The 20,366-nt window shown below is 39.4% G+C and carries 20 protein-coding genes; 9 read left to right on the forward strand and 11 right to left on the reverse strand.

Going from position 1 to position 20,366, the window contains the following annotated elements; translation table 11 throughout:
- Positions 1-20: 20 nt before the first annotated feature.
- The 3 genes from C4S38_RS16160 (at position 21) to C4S38_RS14705 (ending at position 1,893) form a co-directional block, all read left to right on the forward strand.
- Positions 21-395 carry an endonuclease/exonuclease/phosphatase family protein gene (locus C4S38_RS16160; RefSeq protein ID WP_234999421.1) on the forward strand — a complete coding sequence of 125 codons (375 nt, stop codon included), beginning with the start codon at positions 21-23 and terminating at the stop codon, positions 393-395.
- A gap of 186 nt (positions 396-581) precedes the next feature.
- Positions 582-1,232 carry a DUF4136 domain-containing protein gene (locus C4S38_RS14700; protein ID WP_099462976.1) on the forward strand — a complete coding sequence of 217 codons (651 nt, stop codon included), beginning with the start codon at positions 582-584 and terminating at the stop codon, positions 1,230-1,232.
- 31 nt (positions 1,233-1,263) lie between these two features.
- The gene (locus C4S38_RS14705) at positions 1,264-1,893 is read left to right on the forward strand and encodes an outer membrane beta-barrel protein (RefSeq protein ID WP_103984326.1); all 630 of its coding nucleotides are present in this window, start codon (positions 1,264-1,266) and stop codon (positions 1,891-1,893) included.
- A gap of 102 nt (positions 1,894-1,995) precedes the next feature.
- Here the strand turns inward: C4S38_RS14705 and C4S38_RS14710 are convergent, their stop codons facing one another.
- The 4 genes from C4S38_RS14710 to C4S38_RS14725 are packed head-to-tail and all read right to left on the reverse strand — an operon-like array spanning position 1,996 to position 5,240.
- Positions 1,996-2,715, reverse strand: a complete 720-nt coding sequence (locus C4S38_RS14710; RefSeq protein ID WP_103984327.1) for an HAD family hydrolase — start codon at positions 2,713-2,715, stop codon at positions 1,996-1,998.
- A gap of 5 nt (positions 2,716-2,720) precedes the next feature.
- Complete coding sequence (locus tag C4S38_RS14715; protein ID WP_103984328.1) at positions 2,721-3,638, reverse strand: CDP-alcohol phosphatidyltransferase family protein; 918 nt, start codon at positions 3,636-3,638, stop codon at positions 2,721-2,723.
- A gap of 30 nt (positions 3,639-3,668) precedes the next feature.
- A complete protein-coding gene (locus C4S38_RS14720) occupies positions 3,669-4,526 on the reverse strand; it encodes an ATP-grasp domain-containing protein (RefSeq protein WP_103984329.1) in 858 nt (285 codons plus the stop codon).
- Positions 4,527-4,541: 15 nt separating this feature from the next.
- Complete coding sequence (locus tag C4S38_RS14725) at positions 4,542-5,240, reverse strand: nucleotidyltransferase family protein (protein ID WP_103984330.1); 699 nt, start codon at positions 5,238-5,240, stop codon at positions 4,542-4,544.
- Positions 5,241-5,446: 206 nt separating this feature from the next.
- Here C4S38_RS14725 and C4S38_RS14730 point away from each other — a divergent pair, with 206 nt between their 5' ends.
- From C4S38_RS14730 to C4S38_RS14740, 3 genes are all read left to right on the forward strand, one after another.
- Entirely contained in the window at positions 5,447-6,721 is a 1,275-nt protein-coding gene (locus tag C4S38_RS14730) for a hypothetical protein (protein ID WP_200817985.1), read from the forward strand.
- Positions 6,722-7,205: 484 nt separating this feature from the next.
- A complete protein-coding gene (locus C4S38_RS14735; protein WP_099462971.1) occupies positions 7,206-8,462 on the forward strand; it encodes a Gfo/Idh/MocA family oxidoreductase in 1,257 nt (418 codons plus the stop codon).
- Between the two features lie 32 nt (positions 8,463-8,494).
- Positions 8,495-11,953, forward strand: a complete 3,459-nt coding sequence (locus C4S38_RS14740) for a DUF1080 domain-containing protein (RefSeq protein WP_103984331.1) — start codon at positions 8,495-8,497, stop codon at positions 11,951-11,953.
- A 69-nt stretch (positions 11,954-12,022) separates the two neighbouring features.
- On the opposite strand, the gene upp is transcribed toward C4S38_RS14740, so the two are convergent.
- Positions 12,023-12,676 carry a uracil phosphoribosyltransferase gene (gene upp, locus C4S38_RS14745; protein ID WP_103984349.1) on the reverse strand — a complete coding sequence of 218 codons (654 nt, stop codon included), beginning with the start codon at positions 12,674-12,676 and terminating at the stop codon, positions 12,023-12,025.
- 85 nt (positions 12,677-12,761) lie between these two features.
- Positions 12,762-13,052 (reverse strand): HU family DNA-binding protein, encoded by a 291-nt coding sequence (locus C4S38_RS14750; protein WP_099462968.1) that lies wholly within the window; start codon positions 13,050-13,052, stop codon positions 12,762-12,764.
- Positions 13,053-13,270: 218 nt separating this feature from the next.
- Here C4S38_RS14750 and murB point away from each other — a divergent pair, with 218 nt between their 5' ends.
- Both murB and C4S38_RS14760 read left to right on the forward strand, forming a co-directional pair.
- Entirely contained in the window at positions 13,271-14,284 is a 1,014-nt protein-coding gene (gene murB, locus C4S38_RS14755) for a UDP-N-acetylmuramate dehydrogenase (protein WP_103984332.1), read from the forward strand.
- Complete coding sequence (locus C4S38_RS14760; protein WP_103984333.1) at positions 14,284-15,045, forward strand: MBL fold metallo-hydrolase; 762 nt, start codon at positions 14,284-14,286, stop codon at positions 15,043-15,045. The genes murB and C4S38_RS14760 overlap by 1 nt, the downstream gene beginning before the upstream one ends.
- 5 nt (positions 15,046-15,050) lie before the next feature.
- On the opposite strand, the gene C4S38_RS14765 is transcribed toward C4S38_RS14760, so the two are convergent.
- From C4S38_RS14765 to pheS, 4 genes are all read right to left on the reverse strand, one after another.
- Positions 15,051-15,941 (reverse strand): hypothetical protein, encoded by an 891-nt coding sequence (locus C4S38_RS14765; protein WP_103984334.1) that lies wholly within the window; start codon positions 15,939-15,941, stop codon positions 15,051-15,053.
- 5 nt (positions 15,942-15,946) lie between these two features.
- Complete coding sequence (gene nth, locus C4S38_RS14770) at positions 15,947-16,585, reverse strand: endonuclease III (RefSeq protein ID WP_103984335.1); 639 nt, start codon at positions 16,583-16,585, stop codon at positions 15,947-15,949.
- 2 nt (positions 16,586-16,587) lie between these two features.
- A complete protein-coding gene (gene crcB, locus C4S38_RS14775; RefSeq protein WP_103984350.1) occupies positions 16,588-16,974 on the reverse strand; it encodes a fluoride efflux transporter CrcB in 387 nt (128 codons plus the stop codon).
- Between the two features lie 68 nt (positions 16,975-17,042).
- Positions 17,043-18,062, reverse strand: coding sequence for a phenylalanine--tRNA ligase subunit alpha (gene pheS, locus C4S38_RS14780; RefSeq protein WP_103984336.1), 1,020 nt, complete (start codon positions 18,060-18,062; stop codon positions 17,043-17,045).
- 325 nt (positions 18,063-18,387) lie between these two features.
- Between pheS and C4S38_RS14785 the strand changes: the two genes are divergently transcribed.
- Positions 18,388-19,671, forward strand: coding sequence for a hemolysin family protein (locus C4S38_RS14785; protein ID WP_103984337.1), 1,284 nt, complete (start codon positions 18,388-18,390; stop codon positions 19,669-19,671).
- A 1-nt stretch (position 19,672) separates the two neighbouring features.
- On the opposite strand, the gene C4S38_RS14790 is transcribed toward C4S38_RS14785, so the two are convergent.
- Positions 19,673-20,359 carry a potassium channel family protein gene (locus C4S38_RS14790; RefSeq protein ID WP_103984338.1) on the reverse strand — a complete coding sequence of 229 codons (687 nt, stop codon included), beginning with the start codon at positions 20,357-20,359 and terminating at the stop codon, positions 19,673-19,675.
- Between the last annotated feature and the right edge of the window lie 7 nt (positions 20,360-20,366).

Here is a 20,366-nt window from a genome sequence, read left to right on the forward strand (position 1 = left end):
TATATCAGGCTAAAGAAAGCATGAATTCTCAAGAAGGTACGGAAGCCGCATTCCAACTGGCTTTTCAAATGAAAAAAAATTTCGTATTACGTGCTATGCAGGCCGATTTTGTTCGTCAACAGATAGATAATAGTACGGGAGATATTATTGTATGTGGCGATTTTAACGATACTCCGGCTTCTTATGTATATAATCATATAAAAGGAAACCTGACGGATGGTTTTCGTGATTCAGGTTCTGGATTTGGATATACATTTCGTGAATTGAAACGAATCTTTAGAATTGATTATATTTTTTATTCCGGAAGCTTTGAAGGTTTACGTTATGATTCTCCAAATTTGCCGTGGAGCGACCATAAACCTGTTGTTTGTATGATTCGTAAGAATGTTTTGTAATAAATTGATTTATAGTTGTTTGATTTCTATTTAACAAGGGTTTAAGAATCTTGTAAATTGTTCTTCCTTGTTAATTAACATAAGCTCGAGAAAACCTTCACAACCTTTTTTTATCTCTTCTTGTTTCAATAGTGACTTATATATAAGCACAAATAATAGTATAAACTGTTTTAAACGTTGAATGAGATGAAAAAGATTTTTCCTTTATTTCTGTTGGTTCTTTTACTGGCTTCTTGCCAGAAAGACCCGGATATGTCAAAACTAGACAACGACTTCCTTGTATTTACAAATTATGACAAGGACGCGAATTTTGCATCATTTAGTACATTTTATGTTCCTGATAGCGTATTGGTAATAGGTGATAATGAAAAGCCTCAGTACTGGACAGCCAATGAAGCAGACGATATTATCACGACACTCGTGAAAAGTATGGAAGCCCGTGGTTTTACACGTACAATGGAAAAGGATGATGCAGATCTTGGTTTGCAGGCTTCTTATGTAGAAAACACGCATTATTTTGCGGACTATAATGATAATTATAACTATCCGTACTGGTGGTGGAATTATCCTGGATATTGGAGACCTGGTTACTGGGGACCAAGCTGGGGCGACTGGTATTATCCGTATCCTGTAGTTTACAGCTATAGTGTAGGTTCATTACTTGTTGAAATGCTGGATTTGAAAGTTCCGGCTCCAACGGCAACCAATTCTAAATTGCCTGTATTATGGACTGCTTATATGAGCGGTTTGTTATCCGGTTCAAATAAACTTGATATTCAGTTGAGTGTTCGTGCAATCGAACAGGCATTTGTACAATCTCCGTACATCAAGAAATAAATAAATGCGAATTAGTAAAAGTTTGAGTTCTATGAAAAAGATAAGTAAATCAATAAAATTAGTCGCTTTACTTGTAGCCTGTTTAGCGATTCCGTCTCTGGCTGGCGCCCAGGTTGTAAAGAATGCATATTTTAATATTGACTGGCAGGTGAATTCTCCGTTCGGTCAAGATTTCTCCGATAAGACCAGTGGCTGGGGAGCACACTTTGAAGGTGGTTATTATTTTACACCGAATATTTCAGGAGGTTTATTCCTGTCATATCATACAAATAATAAGTATATTGACCGTCAGACTTTGCCGGTAAGTTCTACTTCTGTAATTACTGCCGATCAGCAGCATTCTATCTTCCAGTTACCTTTTGGTGCTGTGTTCCGTTATAACTTTGCCCCGGAAGGCCAATTCCAACCTTATTTAGGTGCCGGATTAGGTGCAAGCTATAGTGAGATGTCTTCCTATATGAATGTTTTGAAGGTTTACGATCGTAACTGGGGTTTCTATCTTTCTCCCGAAGTAGGTATGAATATTTACTTTACACCTCAGAAACAATTCGGCGTACATATCGCAGCCTATTATAATTATGCAACAAACAAAGGTGAAGTCTTGAATTATTCGGTTGACGGACTGAATAACTGGGGTATTCGCTTAGGTGTTGCCTTCTAAATGGAAAGTTTGTTCTTTTAAGTGTTTTATGTAGTTTAGGGAAACGGAAGGCTTGGTTATAAGCCTCCCGTTTTTTGTTTGTGGATAGGTATAGTTTTTCAACTAGTGAAAAAAAATCTTGATTTGTGAAAAGTCGGATATAATGGCATCTGCCGTTTCATCTCCTTTATAAGCACTCCATCCGGTACTTTTTAACCAGATTGTCTGGCAACCAATATGTGTCGAAGGTATGATGTCTTTATCATAAGAATCTCCGATAACGACAATGTTTTTTGCCGGTAAATTTAATTTTTTTATTCCTAAATTAAAAATGGCCGGATCGGGTTTTCTAATTCCAACAACTGCCGATTCTATAATTGATTTGAAAAGATGATCCAATTTAAAATCTACTAGTACCGATTCTATGTTACCGTAAAAGTTAGATACTAACACTAATGGATATTGTCCGGATAATTCGTTAAGAATAGGGCGTGCAGCATCAATTGCTTTTTGCGCATACGAATAGCACCAATCTGCAATTTTATTTTTCACTTCTATTGTAGCCCATTCGTTAGATAAATATCCTTCTTGTTCAAGCCATTTAATTTGCAGGTCTGCTTTTATATGAAGCATATCCAGAAAATTATGGTGTGGTTGAACCAATGGATTTTTACCCATTGTTCTCTCGCCAAAAACATAAGCTTCGCGGAATACATCTTTGGAGACTGGTATTTGAAAAGCTTCATAAGCCATCCATATTACTTCAGCCCAATGCATTCCATTGCTGTCGATTGTTCCACCATAATCGAATATGATACCTTTTACTTGTTCCGGATTAAACATATTATTTAAGATTGGGATTGGAGTTCTTTACTGAATATACTGCAGAAGCGCTCATGTGTTGCAATCATATAAACCAACATGATGTTCAGGACTGTTAGCTCGAATACAAAATATAACCATGGCATATTGATAAATAAACTTACAAATAAAGCTATCACGCGTGTATTGAACGATAGCATATTTGTATACTTCATTAAAGGAAGACTTTTTTTCCTGAAAGAAATACGGAACCATTCCGGTGCTTCATCTTTATATTTTGTACGGATAAGATTCATCATTTGCTGGAATTTGGGAGTCAACTTTTCTTGTCCGACCGTATAATTAATGTAGAAAGTCTCGAATAATTTATAGATGAAATCCTTCTTCCAACTTAGCTTCGTATAATTTTCTTTTAAAATCGGAGAATATGATAATTCGCTGCCAGACTTTCCCTTTAGGAATAACAGATGAATATTTCTGTAATAATCTGCCATGGCAGCTTGTTTACTGTGGAAAAATCCGGTAACGGCTGCTAATATCCATATCCAAATACCCCATGTAGGTGTTAATCGTAAACAAATGGCAGCATAAATAGAGATAAACCAAAAATCGCCGGCAGTTCCATCTAAAATACGTCCCAAAGGTGTCTTTTTGCCAGTCATACGAGCCAGTTGGCCGTCTGCACTGTCGTACGAATTTGCCCATACCAGCAGTAACATACCAATGATATTGATAACTAAGCTCTGATAGTAAAAACAAATGCCGGCGGCAATGCCGATGAATATACTTGCTATGGTTATACTGTTAGGGGAAACTCCGAATTTATTAAAAAAGAGTGCCCATTGATAACCGATTGGGCGATAAAAATGTATATCTATAAACTCTTCGGTATCCATCGATTTTAAGGTCGATGCCAACTCCGGAGATATGTTTTTTTTATTCATAAACAGATGATTTTAATTCGAAAAGCTGTGTTATTCCGTTATTAAATCCAGAATACGTTTTGCAATATGGGGAGCAGCATCATCCCTGCAGGGGGCGAAGCTAGGCCAGTCATTAAAGTCTATTAACCGGATATCTCCGCCTTCCGACACAATGCAATCTCCGCCGTAAATGTGAATGTTCAATACTTTTGCCGCATCATTGCACATTTGCTGAAGCGCAGCTTCAGCAAAGGGTATACCCTTTGCTGTTCCATTAATAACTTCTAATCCGAATTTGCTATGGTGTAAATTTGACGGATAGAACCAGTAAAAGAAATCGGTTCCTGTTACACCATAAAATTTGATTAAATCTCCAACCAGATGTTCGTTAATTACTGCCGTAGGTATTCCGCGTATTGCATATTCTTTTAAAATACTTTTTGCTTCCTCCGGATTACGGACGTATGTTACGTCTTCGCGGTGAATGGCATGGAAGTCGCCTCTTTTTATCCAACAATTATAAAATCCTGCATTTTCCAATGCTTCGGTTGGGTCTTCATTTGTAGGTAAAATCAGACTGTTAGGGTGTGAAATATGATTGGACATCAATAATCGTGTCATTTTTTCACGAGTGCAGTTCTCTATACCATAACCGGAGTTAACAATGAAGTAACCATTGTTTTCCATTTGTTGCAACTTATGGATAGATTGCCAGTCGCGAACCATGTTGAAGATGGCTTTTTCGCGGATGTCTTTTGTAATTAAATCAGATTCGATGTATTCGTTTACGGTGCAACCTAACCGGCGTAAATGTTCTGCTGCCAATGAGAAAATAGCGGCGTCATTGCCTATATGGTTCGGCGAAAATTGGTTTCCTCTGCGAATACCTGCAATAACTAATTCGTTCATGTTATGCTGTATATGTTATGACTTAAGAAATTGTTCGGCCTTTTGAATGTCTTCCGCATGGTCTACATCAACAATCTTGCTGAAAGGATATGCCTTTAGTTTTAAACCTTCGGCAATTAGTTGACGCTGATAGTTGCGCATGCGCGACATACCTTGACTTATCGAATTATTTAGTACAGCCAGACCGGTGCGTTTTAAACAATATATACCTCCCGATATGTACCGGCAGTTGTTATTGTTTTTGTCCAGAAAATTACGGATCATAAGATCCTTATCTGTTTCAACATAAAGCGGCTTTTCATCATCAATAAAATCTGTTACGGCCATAAGTCCGTCCAACTGGTCGTTTTCCTGGAAAGCTTGTATATATTTGCTGAATTCTTCTTCTTTAAAGATTGTATCTACAGTTGTGAGACACACGTTGTTTCCATCCAGAAAATGACTTAACTCGTAAAAACTGTGCATAGAGCTAGGTGTAGATTTTACTAGCAGATAGAACGGAACAGGTAATTGTAGTTTATTTAGATATTCTTGTACTTCTGTCATCTCTTCATTTACGATGATGTTTATAGATGAAGCGTTATTCTTCAAGAATACGTCTATTAAACGATCAATCAAAGTGACACCATTTAGTTTGACCAACGGTTTTGGCCATTTCACACCTTCTTGCGCTAATCGAGAACCCTCGCCTGCAGCAATAATTGCATAATCCATTTGTAACCTTCCAAAATTTGAATAATCGCGCAAAATTACAACATTTTGGTGAATGAATTAGGCCATATATGTAATATAATTGGTCAAAACTGTTATTATTCATCTAAAAATAGTAATAAAAAAGGTGTGATGGCAAAAGTTCCATTTCCATATTTATATTTGTTACTGTATTTTTCTTACGTTTGCATGAAATTTATAAAAGACAAATGAAGACTTCCATTTTTGTTCTCTGTTCCAGGTTGGCTGTATTATCAATTTTAGCTTGTTTCTCTGCTAAGGCCGGGAATAATTTGCAGGATCAATCTTCTGTGGATTCTTCAGGCATCAACAATTTGGTTTTCAAATCAGATTATAAAATAAATCCGGATAAAAAAGGAGAATTGTTATTTCAGTTAGATAATATAAATTTCTTCAAGGATAATGAGTATTCGACATCTTTGATGAAAGGATATTCTCTTCCTGGGCTTTGGGTGCAGCCTAAATTAGTTTATTATCCGCTTAAAAATATAAAACTGGAATTAGGAGCTCACCTTCTTCGTTATTGGGGCGCAAATAAATATCCGAATATGGCATATCAGGATATTGCGAACTGGAAGGGAGACCAGTATCAGAAAGGATTCCATGTGTACTTGCTTTTTCGTGCACAGGTAGCTTTGTCTAAACATGTTAATATCGTTTTGGGGACTTTGTACGGAGGTGCAAATCATAATTTAATCGAGCCTTTATACAGCCCTGAGTTGAATTTAACCGCTGATCCTGAAACCGGTCTTCAACTATTATATAATTCCCGTTTGCTGGATTTGGACATATGGGTGAATTGGGAAAGCTTTATTTTTCGTGAAGATGTACATCAGGAAGCATTTACTGTTGGGCTATCCACGCGTTTTAAGCTGAATCGTCCCGAATCCCGTTTTCATTTCTATATTCCGATACAAGGGTTAGCCCAGCATAGAGGGGGGGAAATCGATACATTATTTACAAATTCGGTTCAAACTCTGATGAACGGTGCCGCCGGAGTAGGGGCAGTGTGGAATATCAATCATCCGGTCTTTAAGAATGTAAATGTGGAATTGGATGGTACGGGATATTATCAGCAAGCCGGAGAGTTATGGCCATTTAACAGCGGTGCAGGACTTTATGCACGTGCTTCCGCCGATATCTATGATTTTCGTGTAAAGACATCCTATTTTGCGTGCCATAATTTTATTTCAATGTTTGGTCTTCCTTTTTATGGAGCTGTTTCTACAAAAGAAAAAGATGTTACCTACGAAAACCCAAAGATGCTTTACTGGGGAATAGAATATGCACATAGTTTTGGAAAAGGTTTTTCTTTGGGTATAGATTTGGATATATATAGAAGACTGTTTTGTAATAAAATTGGCGGAGAATATGAATATCCAAAGGATGATGGTCCCAGTACTAGTTTCTCGGCTGGAATATATTTACGTATAAACCCTTCTTTTTTGTTGAAGAAGTTCTGATCCTTTTTCAAAATGATCCCGATCATTTTTATAAATCATCAGGATGTTTTTCTTAAATCATCGGGGACCTGTTTTTAATTGTATCCGGAAGGAATTTTGATTTCTTCCGAGAGAAATTGATTTTTCTTTCGGATGGGAGCTTAATTCTGTTCTTTTGTTATTAAGAATTTTTGTTTGCTAATAATTTGCTAATTTAATACAGTTATTTTTAAATTTGCGACTTGTTTGTATATGAGTAAATACTTTAAGCGGATATGGATTCTTGCAACCGTGAATTTATCTGCAGTAATAACTGAACTGAAGAAACAGAATTTTCAGGGTTCACTTACTATTGAGTGTGAGTTAGAAAGAAAACAGCGCGAATAGATTATTAAAACGCGCGAATATCTGCAGAATTTGTAGGATAATTAATATCTTTGCTACAATTCATTTAAAATAATAAAATAATTAATCAATTAATCGGTATAATATTAGATTTATTACCATGAGGACAAATAGAAGAGACTTTCTAAAAACATTGGGAGGAGTTGCGGCTTTTACCATTGTGCCACGTCACGTGCTGGGAAACGGGTTTATTGCCCCGAGTGATCAGTTGACAAAAGGTATTATTGGTACAGGCGGTATGGGATGCGGCCACGTAAATTATGCAGGAACACGTTTGGTTGCCGTTTGTGATGTAGATAAGAACCACTTGGAAACAGGAAAACATCTGGTAAGCGATAAAATTGCAGCTTATCATGATTTTCGTGATTTAATTACCGATCCGAATGTAGATATCGTACATATAGCAACGCCACCTCATTGGCATGGCTTAATGTCTGTAGAAGCTGCGAAAGCAGGGAAGGATATTTGGTGTGAAAAGCCGATGACCCGTACCATAGGTGAAGGTAAGCGTGTTATGGAAGCCGTAAAACAATACGGAAATATGTTCCGTTTGAATACCTGGTTTCGTTTTGCCGATCCGTTCTATGGATTGGGAACTCCGGTTAAACCATTGAAAAAATTAGTTCAGAGTGGTATGTTAGGCTGGCCTTTGAAGGTAACGATCAGCAAGCATACCGGTTTTGACTGGAAATTCTTCTGGGTAGGAAAAGAATATCTTGAACCGGAATCTGTTCCTGCAGAATTGGATTATGATATGTGGTTAGGGCCGGCGCCATATAAACCATATAATGCACATCGTGTACACCAGACATTCCGTGGTTATTGGGATTATGATGCAGGTGGTTTGGGTGATATGGGACAACATTATATCGATCCTGTACAATATATATTAGGTAAAGATAATACCAGCCCTGTTAAAGTAGAGGTTGATGCTCCGCAACAACATCCGGATGCGGTTGGAACTTGGCGTTCTATAACTTATACTTATGATGATGGCTGCCAGATTGTATTATGGGGTGGTGATTACGGAAATCCTGACACACCTTATATATCAGGTCCTAATGGCAATGTTTATAAAAACTTTGTTTGCGATATTCCTAATTGGGAAAAGAAATTATCCGATTATCCGGAGCCGGAACCTCAGGTTACGGACTTTATAGAATGCGTTAAGACACGCCAACCGTTTGCTTTGAACGAACGGAATGGTTTCCGCTCTGCGACGATTGTAAACATGGGTGGTATTGCTCTTCGTTTGAATCGCACTTTGAACTTCGATCCTGTTAAATTGGAATTTATTGATGACGAAGCTGCAAATCGTTTATTGGATCAGCCAATGCGTGCTCCGTGGAATATCTGATGAATTAAATTGTAAATTGAATATTGTAAATTATGAAAAAAGTATATTTATCAATCAGCACTTTGCTTTTGTGCGGAAGCATGCTGATGGCACAATCGCCGGCAAACCGCACATCTAAGACTGTGGCGGCCGATGTGTTGGCTCAGATGCCTGCTGCACAACAAGCTGAATATAATAAGTTAATTGGCGACCTGAGTGCTGCCGGAGAAGATGCGGTTATGACTTTGGTTGATATGATTAATGCACCGGGTAAAGGAAGCAATGCAAAGGTGGATTATGCTTTGAGCGGACTTTCTCATTATGTAATGGCAAAAGGAAATGAGAATTCCCGTTTGGTTACGGCTAATGCTTATCTGAAGGCACTTGACAAAGTGAGCGATCGTGAGGCTAAAGCATTTATTATCCGTCAACTGCAGATAATTGGCAAAGATGAGTGTATTGAAACCTTGGCTACTTATTTGAATGATGAAAGTTTGAGTGGCCCGGCTGCACGTGCATTGTCATCAATAAATAGCGAAAATGCCGGAAAAACTTTATTATCGGCATTGATGCGTCGTTCGGGTACACCGAAAACTCAGAAGGATATTGTTCAGGCTATTGCCGTTGCCCAGGTAGATGGTTCGGAAGCTGCTTTGAAAGCCTTATTGGGTTCATCGGATGAAAACATGCAGAAAGAGGTGCTATATGCGTTGAGCCGTGTAGGAACAAAAGCTTCCCTGAAAGATTTGGCGGAAGCTGCTGCAAAGGCTAATTACACGATGGAAAAAACCGGTGCTAATGAGGCATATATCGCTTTGATAAAACGAATAGCAGGGCAGGGTGATATAAAAGATGCAGAAAAGGCAGCAAATGATTTATTGAAAAAAGCTACAAAAGCTAATAAAACGCAGAGCCGCGATGCCGCATTACAAATTTTGTTATCGTTGCAGAATGCAGATGTGGCAAAACTCGTTCAGGCTGCTTTAAAAGATGCTAATAAAGAATATCGTAATGCTGCTTTGAGTTATGCTTCCGATTATGCTAATAAAGAATTATATGTTGAGCTGGCTAAAAATATGGTAAAAGCCAAACCGGAGGTAAAGGTAGATATTCTGAATTGGTTAGGACGTGAAGCAAAAAGACCTTCACAACATGATATAATACAGAACCTGGATTTGCGTTTTGATTTACCATTCCGTCAGGTGTTGGTTGAACAGGCAGGTAATGCTGATTATAATGTGAAAGAAGCTGCTGTTTGGACTATGGTTAAGATTGGAGATAATTCATATATACCGGTTTTGTCCAATTTGCTTACAAGTAATGACAAACAAGTTATCTTATTAGGCCAGGATGCTTTGGCTGCTTTTCCGGGTGATATAGATAATGCGGTTGCAAAAGCAATTTCTTCATCAACAGATGCCGGAAAGATTGCAGGTTTGGAGTTGTTGGCTATGCGTAAAGCGGACGGAACTCTGAATGCAGTGTTAGAACAAATAAAGTCTGGTTCTCCGGAAGTAAAAACGGCTGCATATAAAGCATTGAAAGACGTTGTTTCTGAAAAAGACTTTACACAGATGTGCGGAATGTTGGAAACAGCAGATGCAAATGCAATTGCCCCGATTCAGCAAGCTGTAATTGCTTCTATTGCTAATTTGCCTGTATCCGGGCAGGTTTCTAATGTTACCCGCCGTATGCTACAGGCTGGTGAGAGCAAGAAGCATTTGTATTATATCGTATTAGCTTCGACAGGAGATAAAGATGCTTTGGCAACGATTGTTTCCGGAGTTAAAAATGGCCGGAGTACAGCAAAAGATGCTGCTTTGGAAGCATTGCTGAGCTGGAAAGGCATTGAAGCTGCCGACGAATTATTTGCAATTTGTCAGGGAAATCCTTCAAGCCAGGTATTCGATAAAGCCCTTGCCCGTTATGTGCAGTTGGTTTCAAATCCTGCATTTACCGGTGAAAACCGTTTGCTGAGTTTACGCAAGGCGATGGATATAGCAAAGACAGATGCCCAGAAAGTTGAAATTCTGAAACAGATAGAAAAAACCGGAACATTCCTTGCTTTGTTGTATGCCGGTGAGTTTTTGGATCAGAAACCTCTACAACAGGCAGCAGCCAATGCTGTTATGAATATTGCTTTAAATAATAAGGATTATACGGGTCAAAATGTAGAAGCTTTGCTGAATAAAGTAATGCAAGTGCTGGATAATCCGGATGCCCATTATCAGAAAGAGGCTATTAAGAAGCATTTGTCTGAAATGACGAAGACTGAGGGCTTTGTTTCTCTTTTCAATGGAAAAGATTTGACAGGCTGGAAAGGTTTGGTTGAAAATCCGATAGTTCGTGCTAAAATGAAACCGGCACAGCTTGCCAAAGCACAAGAAAAGGCAGACGAAATGATGCGCCGTGATTGGAAAGTTGAAGACGGATTACTTGTATTTGAAGGTACAGGTTATGATAATTTATGTTCGGAAAAACAGTATGGCGATTTCGAAATGTATGTAGATTGGATGCTTGATCCTGCAGGTCCTGAAGCAGATGCGGGTATCTACTTGCGTGGTACGCCTCAGGTTCAGATTTGGGATACTTCCCGTGTAAATGTTGGAGCTCAGGTGGGTTCAGGCGGCTTGTATAACAATCAGGTTAACCCGAGTACACCATCTAAAGTTGCTGATAATAAACTGGGAGAATGGAATACATTCTATATAAAGATGGTTGGTGACCGTGTAACCGTTGTTTTAAATGGCGAAAAGGTGGTTGATAATGTAATTCTGGAAAATTACTGGGATCGTAAACTTCCTGTTCCGGCAATCGACCAGATCGAATTGCAGGCTCATGGCAGCAAAGTTTACTATCGTAACATCTATGTAAAAGAGTTGGAACGTCAGGAACCGTATAAGCTTTCTGCAGAAGAAGCAAAAGAAGGTTTCAAAGTCTTGTTTGACGGAACTAATATGCACGAATGGACAGGAAATACAGTTGACTATACTTTGGAAGATGGTTGTATTTCTATGATTCCGAGTAAAAGTTTCGGTGGTAACCTTTATACTAAAAAAGAATACGGAAACTTTGTTTATCGTTTTGATTTTCAGTTGACACCCGGTGCTAATAATGGCGTTGGCATCCGTACACCGATGGATGTAGATGCAGCATATAATGGTATGGAAATCCAGATTTTGGATTGTGAGAATCCTATATACAAGGATATTACTCCATTACAACATCATGGTTCCGTATATGGTATTATTCCTTCTCAACCAAATCATCACGAAGCCATTAAGCCGGTTGGCGAATGGAATACGGAGGAAATTGTTGCCGATGGCGATCATATCCGCGTAACAGTTAATGGTGTTGTGATTCTGGACGGTAATATCCGTGATGCAGTAAAGAATGGTACACCTGACGGTAAGCAACATCCGGGATTGTTCAATAAGAAAGGACATATCGGTTTCTTAGGCCATGGTTCTCCGGTGAAATTCCGTAATATCCGTATAAAGGAACTGAAATAGTACTTATGTAATATACATAAAAAAGGAAAGCGGCTGATTAAGGCCGCTTTTCTTTTTATATATTTGTTGTTATTCTTTTTCTCCGAAAGCTAAATCTCCGGCATCTCCCAATCCGGGAACTATATAAGAATGTTCATCCAGCTCTTCGTCGAGTGCAGCTACCCAGACAGTGGTTTTGTCATCCGGCATTTTATGTTGAATATATTCTAACGCCTGTCTGCTTGCTATGATAGAAGCAACATGGATATGTGCAGGATGTCCTTTGGTAAGCAAGGCCTCATAAGCCAGTTCCATTGAACTGCCGGTAGCCAGCATCGGATCAGTGATGATAAGTGTCTTATTTGTTATTCCGGGAGAAGCGATATATTCGATATGAATATCGAAATTTAAACGATCTTTATATTTACGATATGCGGAAACAAATGCGTTTTCGGCATAATCCAAATAACTTAGGAAACCTTGGTGGAAGGGAAGGCCGGCGCGCAAAATAGTACTGATTACTATTTGGTCGTCCGGTGTACTTGTAGGCGCAATGCCTAAAGGCGATTGGATATTTTTTGTACTGTAGGTAAAATCCTTACTTATTTCATAAGCCATTATTTCACCAATTCGTTCAACGTTCCTGCGGAAACGTAAGCTGTCTTTCTGGATATTTACATCCCTTAGCTCTGCTATAAACCGGTTGAGGATCGAATTTGATTCTCCGAGATTTACTATTTTCATACCTCTGAATTTCTCGGTTTCAAAAATAGTAAATATAGAAATACCTGCCAACAATTCAATTAAGTTATTGGCAGGTATATTGGGGTTATGCCTTTTTGAGGTGGGCGTTCATTGCCTCCAATAAAAATTTACCCGGTTTGAACTTTACAGTCGTACGTGCCGGAATCATTACAGGAGTTCCTGTTTTGGGATTTCTGGCTAAACGTTGCGTTTGTGCTCTTGGAGTAAGTGTACCAAAACCTATAAGTGCAATTTCTTCGTTTTTCGACATTTGTTCTGTAACGATTTCAATGTATGCATCTAATGCTTTTTTAGCTTCTTGTTTTTGCATTCCGGCTTTGCTGGCCAATGCGTCGATAAGTTCTGCTTTGTTCATGTGTGCTCTTGTTTTTGATTATTTGACATTTACAAAGGTACATCCTGATCTGGATTTATCAGTTCCTTTATCCGGATATACGATTTTGTTTGCGTTTCTTATTAAACAAGGCTTATGCGTATTTGTTACGATTAGAGAAACAAAAAACGTTAAGTAATGTTTAGTTGCGGAATACGAAACAATGTCTTAATTTTGTCAGGTTATAAAAATAATAAGAGATGAAAATAGAACAGAATTACTCGCTGGAAAAACATAATACATTTCATATACCTGTGAAAACACGTTGGTTTATGGAGTATGATAGTGAAGACGACCTGGAACGCATATTGCGTGATGAATATTTTCAGGAATGCCTATCGCTTCATATCGGGAGTGGGAGTAATCTTCTGTTCTTAAATGATTACAATGGCATAATCCTCCATTCTAATATAAAAGGAATCCATCTGGCAGGGGAGACAGAGAAGAGTGTTCTGCTCCGTGTCGGTGCTGCCGAAAAATGGGACGATGTTGTTGCCTATGCCGTATCTAACGGTTGGGGAGGAATAGAAAATTTGTCTTTGATTCCTGGTGAAACAGGCGCCGCTGCCATTCAGAATATCGGTGCATATGGGGCCGAAGCAAAGGATGTTATAGAGACAGTAGAAGCTTACAACCAGCTATCTTTCCAAAAGCGTATCTTTACTAACCAGGAATGCGAGTATGCGTATCGGACAAGCTATTTTAAGAATGAGCATAATGATCCGCATATTATAACCTATGTGAATCTGCGTTTACAAAAAAATCCTCAGTTTTCTATTAATTATGGGAACTTGAAGGAAGAACTTGCCAAATATCCCGGAATAACTTTATCCACGATACGCGAGGCTATAATTACTATACGTAAAGAGAAATTACCTGATCCTGAAATAATGGGTAATGCCGGTAGTTTCTTTATGAACCCGGTTATTACTACGGATCATTTCGAGAAATTAAAAGTAAACTATCCTTCTATTCCTTCTTATCCGTCTTCGGATGGTAAAATAAAGGTTCCTGCAGGGTGGTTGATCGAACAGTGTGGTTTTAAAGGTAAATCCCACGGTACGGTTGGGGTTTATGAGAAACAGGCTTTGGTATTGGTTAATTTAGGTGACGCAAGAGGGCATGAGATAGCTTTGGTTGCCGAAAGTATTCGCACGGCTGTGAATGAACGTTTCGGAATAGAACTCGTTCCTGAGGTTAAATATGTAGGATGATGAAAATAACTTTTCTTGGAACCGGCACTTCCACGGGTGTTCCTGAAATTGGTTGCCAGTGTGAAGTCTGTACCAGCAAAGATCCGCGCGACTGGCGTTTGCGTACTTCTGTTTTGGTTGAAACCGGAGGGAAGACGATATTATTGGATTGCGGCCCGGATTTCCGTTGGCAGATGATTACAAATAAAACATACCATCTGGATGCCGTTCTTATTTCCCATGAACATTATGATCACGTTGGCGGTTTGGATGACTTGCGTCCTTTCTGTCGTGTACGTGGTGTTGATATTTATGCCGAAGATTATGTGGCTGAAGCAATAGAGACACGTATTCCGTATGCTTTCAGGATACATAAATATCCGGGTGTTCCTAATTTGGAATTACATCGTATTGGTATGGAACCATTTGAAGCGGCGGGTCTTTCTGTTATTCCTATCCGTGTTATGCATGGCAGACTTCCGATTTTAGGGTATCGTATAGGCAATATGGCTTACCTTACGGATTTGAAGTATCTGCCGGAAGAAGAATATGCAAAGTTGGAAGGATTGGATATGTTGATTATAACGGCGCTTCGAAAGGAAGATCAGCCTCATCCTACGCACGAGACATTGGGAGAAGCGCTTGTTAATATAGCCCGTATTGCTCCTAAAGAGTCATACCTTATCCACATGGGCCACAGGATTGGGTTGCATGCAGTGGTGGAAAAAGAGCTTCCTCCTCATGTCCATCTTGCTTATGACGGACTAAAGGTTGGGTTGTAAAGGTATTACATCGGGCTGCATCCGGTATAATATACCATGTTGTCGTCATGATATATTTCCGGTGTGATATGTAATTGGGGAAAGACCGTTTCGATTCTTTTAGATAGTGTATCGGCCATTTGGTTGTATAGTGTATCTAATGATGCGAAGTAGGGCTGACTTCCGAAGCAACATACTTTACCTTCGTTTGTAAATACATCTGCCAGTAACCATTTGTCATGTATACGCCATTGAAGAGAATCGTTGAAATTGACATATAAATCCAGTTTGTTTGCCGGAACAATAAGGTTTAATGGCGCATGTATATCGGCCAGTTGCTGTGTTTTATCAAGCTCTTTTGTAATTGACCTTTTATTTTTTATTTGTTGTTGGGCTACAGATTCCAATAGTTTCTTACTGTAACTGGCAACGAAAACTCCCTGGTATTGGTAATATCCGAAAAACTGTCTTCCGGATTCGGGGTAATAAGTGAAGGTTATTCCGTCTTTTACTGTTTTTTGCGGACTGTATATCCCTAAAAGAGGCTTCAACACTTCTTTTTCTATTAGTAAATCGAATCCTCCGTCTGCATGAGTGTACATAACAATACCTTGTGAATGAAACGAAAACAGAGTAGAAGGCATGGAAGGTGTTTTTTGCAAAATGGATAGGTAGATGTCCGGCAGGTAAGAAGAGAAAATATCGTGTAGCTGTTGATGCTTAAGGATTACGTTCGTCAGTACAGCTGGTTTGTTGACAGCAAGTAACGCATTGGGTTCAGGAGCAATCAGGCTGTATAAATCCGTCTGGACAGCCGTCTTTTCTTCTTCCATGGTTCCGAAGAAGAACCAGACTGCCAGTATTGTAGCCATGACTACTACAATGCAGACGATTATTTCCTGTTGGTAAGCTTTCATTTATTTCATGGCTGCTTCAAAAAGTATTTACACCAAGGCTTTAATCCGCATGTTTCGCATTTTGGCTTTCTGGCAATACAAACATATCTGCCATGCAAAATCAGCCAGTGATGGGCAATGGGAATGAGCTCTTGTGGTATATGTTTTACTAATTCCTTTTCAGTTTCCAAAGGCGTCTTGCTATTGTCTGTCAACCCAATCCGGTTAGATACACGGAATACATGAGTATCAACAGCCATAGCCGGTTTCTCATAGACTACAGAGGCTATTACGTTTGCAGTTTTTCGTCCGACGCCGGGCAGCTTTTGCAGTTCGTCTATGTCGGAAGGAACGATGCTTTTGAAGTCGTTGACTAACATCTTGGCCATTCCGACAAGATGCTTGGCTTTATTGTTTGGATAGGAAACACTTTTTATGTATTCATAAACCACTTCAGGCGTAGATTCCGCCATTACTTCCGGTTCGGGAAATGCTTCGTACAATGCCGGAGTAATCATGTTTACCCGTTTGTCTGTACATTGTGCGGAAAGGATAACTGCTATTAATAATTCGTATGGATTTTTGTAGTGCAATTCTGTTTCGGCAACCGGAACATTTTCTTTGAACCAGTTCAATACTCCTTTATATCGTTCTTCTTTACGCATAATTATTTTATTAAAGTCAATGTATTCTTACCCAGTAATAATCCCAGGAAGACTGCTAATAAACCTAATATGTTACTTGCAAAGATATTAATTAATGCGAGTTTATATTCCCCCGTCCTCATTAAAGTTAGGGTATCTAATGTAAAAGATGAAAATGTGGTGAATCCGCCGAATAATCCGGTGAAAAGAAATGCACGTGTGTTAGGAGAAAAACTGAACGCTTCGGCAAGGCTCCAACAAAAGCCTATCAGAAAAGAACCGATTACGTTTACGGAAAGGATTCCGAAAGGAAAGGAGTAAAGCATCGCCTTTTGTACCCACGTGGAAACTCCATAGCGTAGTGCCGAACCGATAGCTCCTCCTGCAATTAAAAGTAAAACCTTTATCATAATCCCTGTGTGTTTTCCCCGGGCCGGGTTAAAAGCCCGGGGCATGGTAAATGATTTAGGTTTTCAACTTAATTGGCTGATTCAAATTCTCTCAGGAAACGAACGTCGTTTTCCGAGAACATACGTAGGTCTTTAACCTGGTATTTTAGGTTTGTTATACGTTCTATACCCATACCTAAGGCATAACCTGAATATACTTTACTGTCGATGCCACAGTTTTCAAGCACATTCGGGTCTACCATTCCGCATCCCAGTATTTCTACCCATCCGGTTCCTTTGCAGAACGGACAACCTTTTCCGCCGCAAATGTTACATGAAATATCCATTTCGGCAGATGGCTCGGTAAATGGGAAATAAGACGGACGCAGGCGGATTTTCGTATCCGGGCTGAACATTTCTTTTGCAAAGAACAACAAAGCTTGTTTCAGATCGGCAAAAGAAACGTCTTTGTCCACATATAATGCTTCTACCTGGTGGAAGAAACAGTGGGCGCGATAAGATATTGCTTCGTTACGATATACACGTCCCGGGCAGATAATACGGATAGGCGGTTCCTGCTTTTCCATAACGCGGGTCTGTACCGACGAAGTATGCGTACGTAATAATACATCCGGATTATGTTGTATGAAGAAGGTATCTTGCATATCGCGTGCAGGATGATCTTCGGCAAAATTCAGGGATGAGAATACATGCCAGTCGTCTTCAATTTCAGGACCTTCGGCAATACTGAATCCCAGTCTTCCGAATATGTCGCATATTTCTTTCTTAACGATTGAAAGCGGGTGGCGCGTTCCCAATTCAATAGGATAAGCCGTACGGGTCAGATCGATGTCGTCATCAACAGTCTGTACGTTTTCAAATCGTTCTTTAAGTTCGTTTATTTTGTTCTGAGTGGTTTCCTTCAGTTCATTAAGGAATTTACCAACCTCTCGCTTCTGGTCGGCAGCTACATTGCGGAAATCATTCATCAACAAGGATATTTCACCTTTTTTACTGAGGTATTTTATACGCAAAGCTTCGATCTCTTCAGCATTTGCCGCTTTCATATTCTCTACTTCCTGAAGTAGATCCTTAATCTTATTGATCATTGCTAATCCTTTTTGTATTCAGCGGGCAAAGGTACTTTTTTCTCTTGGATAGTGCAATTGATATGAGATGTTTTTTCTTTTTTATTGCCGGTCTATTATTAAGTTGACAATTATCGGCCGCTTAGTTGATAGTCGTCGGCCATACGGTTGACAATTGTCAGCCGCTCGGTTGATAATTATCAACTTATTTCAGGACAGGACAGATACAGACACCGTTCTATTGAATATCAAGCTTGATATTTATTAATCTTTAATATTTCAAAGGATTGGCAGGGATTGATATTTATTTTATCTTCGCCCCCAGCAAATATTTCAATTATAGTAAATGGAAATAGTCATAATTATTGGCCTTATCGTTTTAAATGGTGTTCTTTCTATGTCTGAAATTGCTCTGGTATCCGCTCGCAAGGCCCGTTTGGAGATGGAAGCAAAACGTGGAAACAAATCGGCAAAGAAAGCACTACAGTTATCTAATGAGCCGGATAAGTTTTTATCCACAATCCAAATCGGCATTACGTTAATAGGTATATTGACCGGTTTGTATTCGGGTGAAGCTTTTGCAAAAGATTTTGCCGATCTGATTGCGGTTAACCTTGTCTTGCAGCCGTATGCTTTGGGAATTGCTAAAACCACAATTGTTATTATTGTAACCTACCTTACTTTGATATTCGGCGAACTAGTGCCTAAACGTATCGGTATGGGATATGCAGAGCGGGTATCAATGTTGATAGCCCGCCCGATGAATATACTATCTTTAATAGCCTCTCCGTTTGTATGGTTGCTTGCTAAGAGTACAGCTATTACAATGAAGGTAACCGGAGTAAAAACAAATGAAGAAAACAGGGTGACGGAGGAAGAAATCAAAGCTATAGTGAAAGAAGGATTTGATGGAGGAGAAGTTCAAGAGGTAGAACAAGATATTGTTGAGCGCGTATTTAACCTGGGCGATCGGAATGTAGGCTCCATTATGACTTACAGGAGCGAATTGGTTTGGTTGGACATAACCGATAGTATAGAGGAGATTCGTAAGAAAGTTCAAGAAAACTTGTTCAATATTTATCCTGTTTCCTCTGAAAAGTTTGATAATGTATTAGGTGTCGTTTATCTCAAGGATTTGTTTGGGCGTATCGATGCACCGGATTTTTCCTTGTCACAGGTGATTCGTCCGGCTCAATTTGTTCCTGAAAATCAAAGTGTGTACAATGCTTTGGAACAGTTTAAACAGGCACGTGTGAAATATGCTATTGTAACGGATGAATTTGGAGGTATTCAAGGTATCGTTACATTAAAAGATATTATGGAAGGACTTATAGGCCAAGTGCCGGAGCTGGGTGAAGAGCCGGAGATCGTTCAGCGTGCCGATGGTACATGGCTGATGGATGGCCAGCTGTCGTTTTACGATTTTCTGGAACATTTTGATTTGGAAGATCTTTATGCCGAGCATGATTATAATACACTAAGCGGCCTGATACTCGAAATACTGGAACATGTTCCGAAAACAGGTGAAACATTTTCCTGGTTAAACTTCGAATTTGAAATCATCGATATGGACGGGGCACGTATAGATAAGGTGCTGGTGAAACAATTGGATTCGCCAGCAAAACCTTGATTTATATTTCCGAAAGCTTATGCAATACTTCCATCCGGCCGAACAAGATCAGGATGTCGTTTTCTTCAATGACAATTTCGTCGGTAAGATGATCTATAACGGTGTATTGCGTTTGCTTAAGCCCGATCAGGTTCCGTATTTCTTTGGCGCGTTCAACTCCCACTAAGCGTACGCCGAAGTTCTCTTCAAAATTAATGGTGCCGATACTTTGCCCAACTAATGCGGAAGGCGTTTTTATCTGGTAAAGATGATGTGTTTCGGTAACCTGATACCAGTGTTTGAACAGATTGCCCAATAATGCTTGCGAAGCATAATTACCAGCAAAATCTTGTTCGGGAGTGATTATTTCTTCTACACCTATGGCACGTATTACGGTTTCGTGGATAGATGAGATGGAACGTACAATCAGTTTGCCTGCATCCAAGCTTTTGAGTAGGGAAACAGTTTGTACGGAGGTTCCGAAATCTTTGCCGTATGTTACAATAATAGCATCCATTTCTGTCAATGGAAGCGTACTTAATGCTTCGCGGTCGGTCGTGTCTAGCGCAATGGCTCCGGATATGGCTTGCTTTACCGAGTCTACCCGATGAAGGTCTATATCCACGCCGATAACTTCGTTGCCAATGCGTGTAAGGTTCTCAGCAATGGAGCGCCCCAGGTTTCCTAATCCGATAACTAGATATTTCATAAGTATA

The organism is Parabacteroides chinchillae, assembly GCF_900108035.1.
GTDB classification, from domain to species: Bacteria; Bacteroidota; Bacteroidia; order Bacteroidales; family Tannerellaceae; genus Parabacteroides; species Parabacteroides chinchillae.

Bases quoted from the DNA above. Each gene is read 5' to 3' on its own strand.
- C4S38_RS14725 (WP_103984330.1), bottom strand. From the start codon at position 5,240: ATGGATTATGCAATTATTGCTGCAGGCGAGGGTTCTCGATTAGCGCAA.
- pheS (WP_103984336.1), bottom strand. From the start codon at position 18,062: ATGATCAATAAGATTAAGGATCTACTTCAGGAAGTAGAGAATATGAAA.
- C4S38_RS14710 (WP_103984327.1), bottom strand. From the start codon at position 2,715: ATGTTTAATCCGGAACAAGTAAAAGGTATCATATTCGATTATGGTGGA.
- C4S38_RS14720 (WP_103984329.1), bottom strand. From the start codon at position 4,526: ATGAACGAATTAGTTATTGCAGGTATTCGCAGAGGAAACCAATTTTCG.
- C4S38_RS14760 (WP_103984333.1), top strand. From the start codon at position 14,284: ATGAAAATAACTTTTCTTGGAACCGGCACTTCCACGGGTGTTCCTGAA.
- murB (WP_103984332.1), top strand. From the start codon at position 13,271: ATGAAAATAGAACAGAATTACTCGCTGGAAAAACATAATACATTTCAT.
- C4S38_RS14785 (WP_103984337.1), top strand. From the start codon at position 18,388: ATGGAAATAGTCATAATTATTGGCCTTATCGTTTTAAATGGTGTTCTT.
- upp (WP_103984349.1), bottom strand. From the start codon at position 12,676: ATGAAAATAGTAAATCTCGGAGAATCAAATTCGATCCTCAACCGGTTT.
- C4S38_RS14735 (WP_099462971.1), top strand. From the start codon at position 7,206: ATGAGGACAAATAGAAGAGACTTTCTAAAAACATTGGGAGGAGTTGCG.
- C4S38_RS14750 (WP_099462968.1), bottom strand. From the start codon at position 13,052: ATGAACAAAGCAGAACTTATCGACGCATTGGCCAGCAAAGCCGGAATG.
- C4S38_RS14740 (WP_103984331.1), top strand. From the start codon at position 8,495: ATGAAAAAAGTATATTTATCAATCAGCACTTTGCTTTTGTGCGGAAGC.
- C4S38_RS14730 (WP_200817985.1), top strand. From the start codon at position 5,447: ATGAAGACTTCCATTTTTGTTCTCTGTTCCAGGTTGGCTGTATTATCA.
- C4S38_RS16160 (WP_234999421.1), top strand. From the start codon at position 21: ATGAATTCTCAAGAAGGTACGGAAGCCGCATTCCAACTGGCTTTTCAA.
- C4S38_RS14700 (WP_099462976.1), top strand. From the start codon at position 582: ATGAAAAAGATTTTTCCTTTATTTCTGTTGGTTCTTTTACTGGCTTCT.
- C4S38_RS14715 (WP_103984328.1), bottom strand. From the start codon at position 3,638: ATGAATAAAAAAAACATATCTCCGGAGTTGGCATCGACCTTAAAATCG.
- crcB (WP_103984350.1), bottom strand. From the start codon at position 16,974: ATGATAAAGGTTTTACTTTTAATTGCAGGAGGAGCTATCGGTTCGGCA.
- C4S38_RS14705 (WP_103984326.1), top strand. From the start codon at position 1,264: ATGAAAAAGATAAGTAAATCAATAAAATTAGTCGCTTTACTTGTAGCC.
- C4S38_RS14790 (WP_103984338.1), bottom strand. From the start codon at position 20,359: ATGAAATATCTAGTTATCGGATTAGGAAACCTGGGGCGCTCCATTGCT.
- C4S38_RS14765 (WP_103984334.1), bottom strand. From the start codon at position 15,941: ATGAAAGCTTACCAACAGGAAATAATCGTCTGCATTGTAGTAGTCATG.
- nth (WP_103984335.1), bottom strand. From the start codon at position 16,585: ATGCGTAAAGAAGAACGATATAAAGGAGTATTGAACTGGTTCAAAGAA.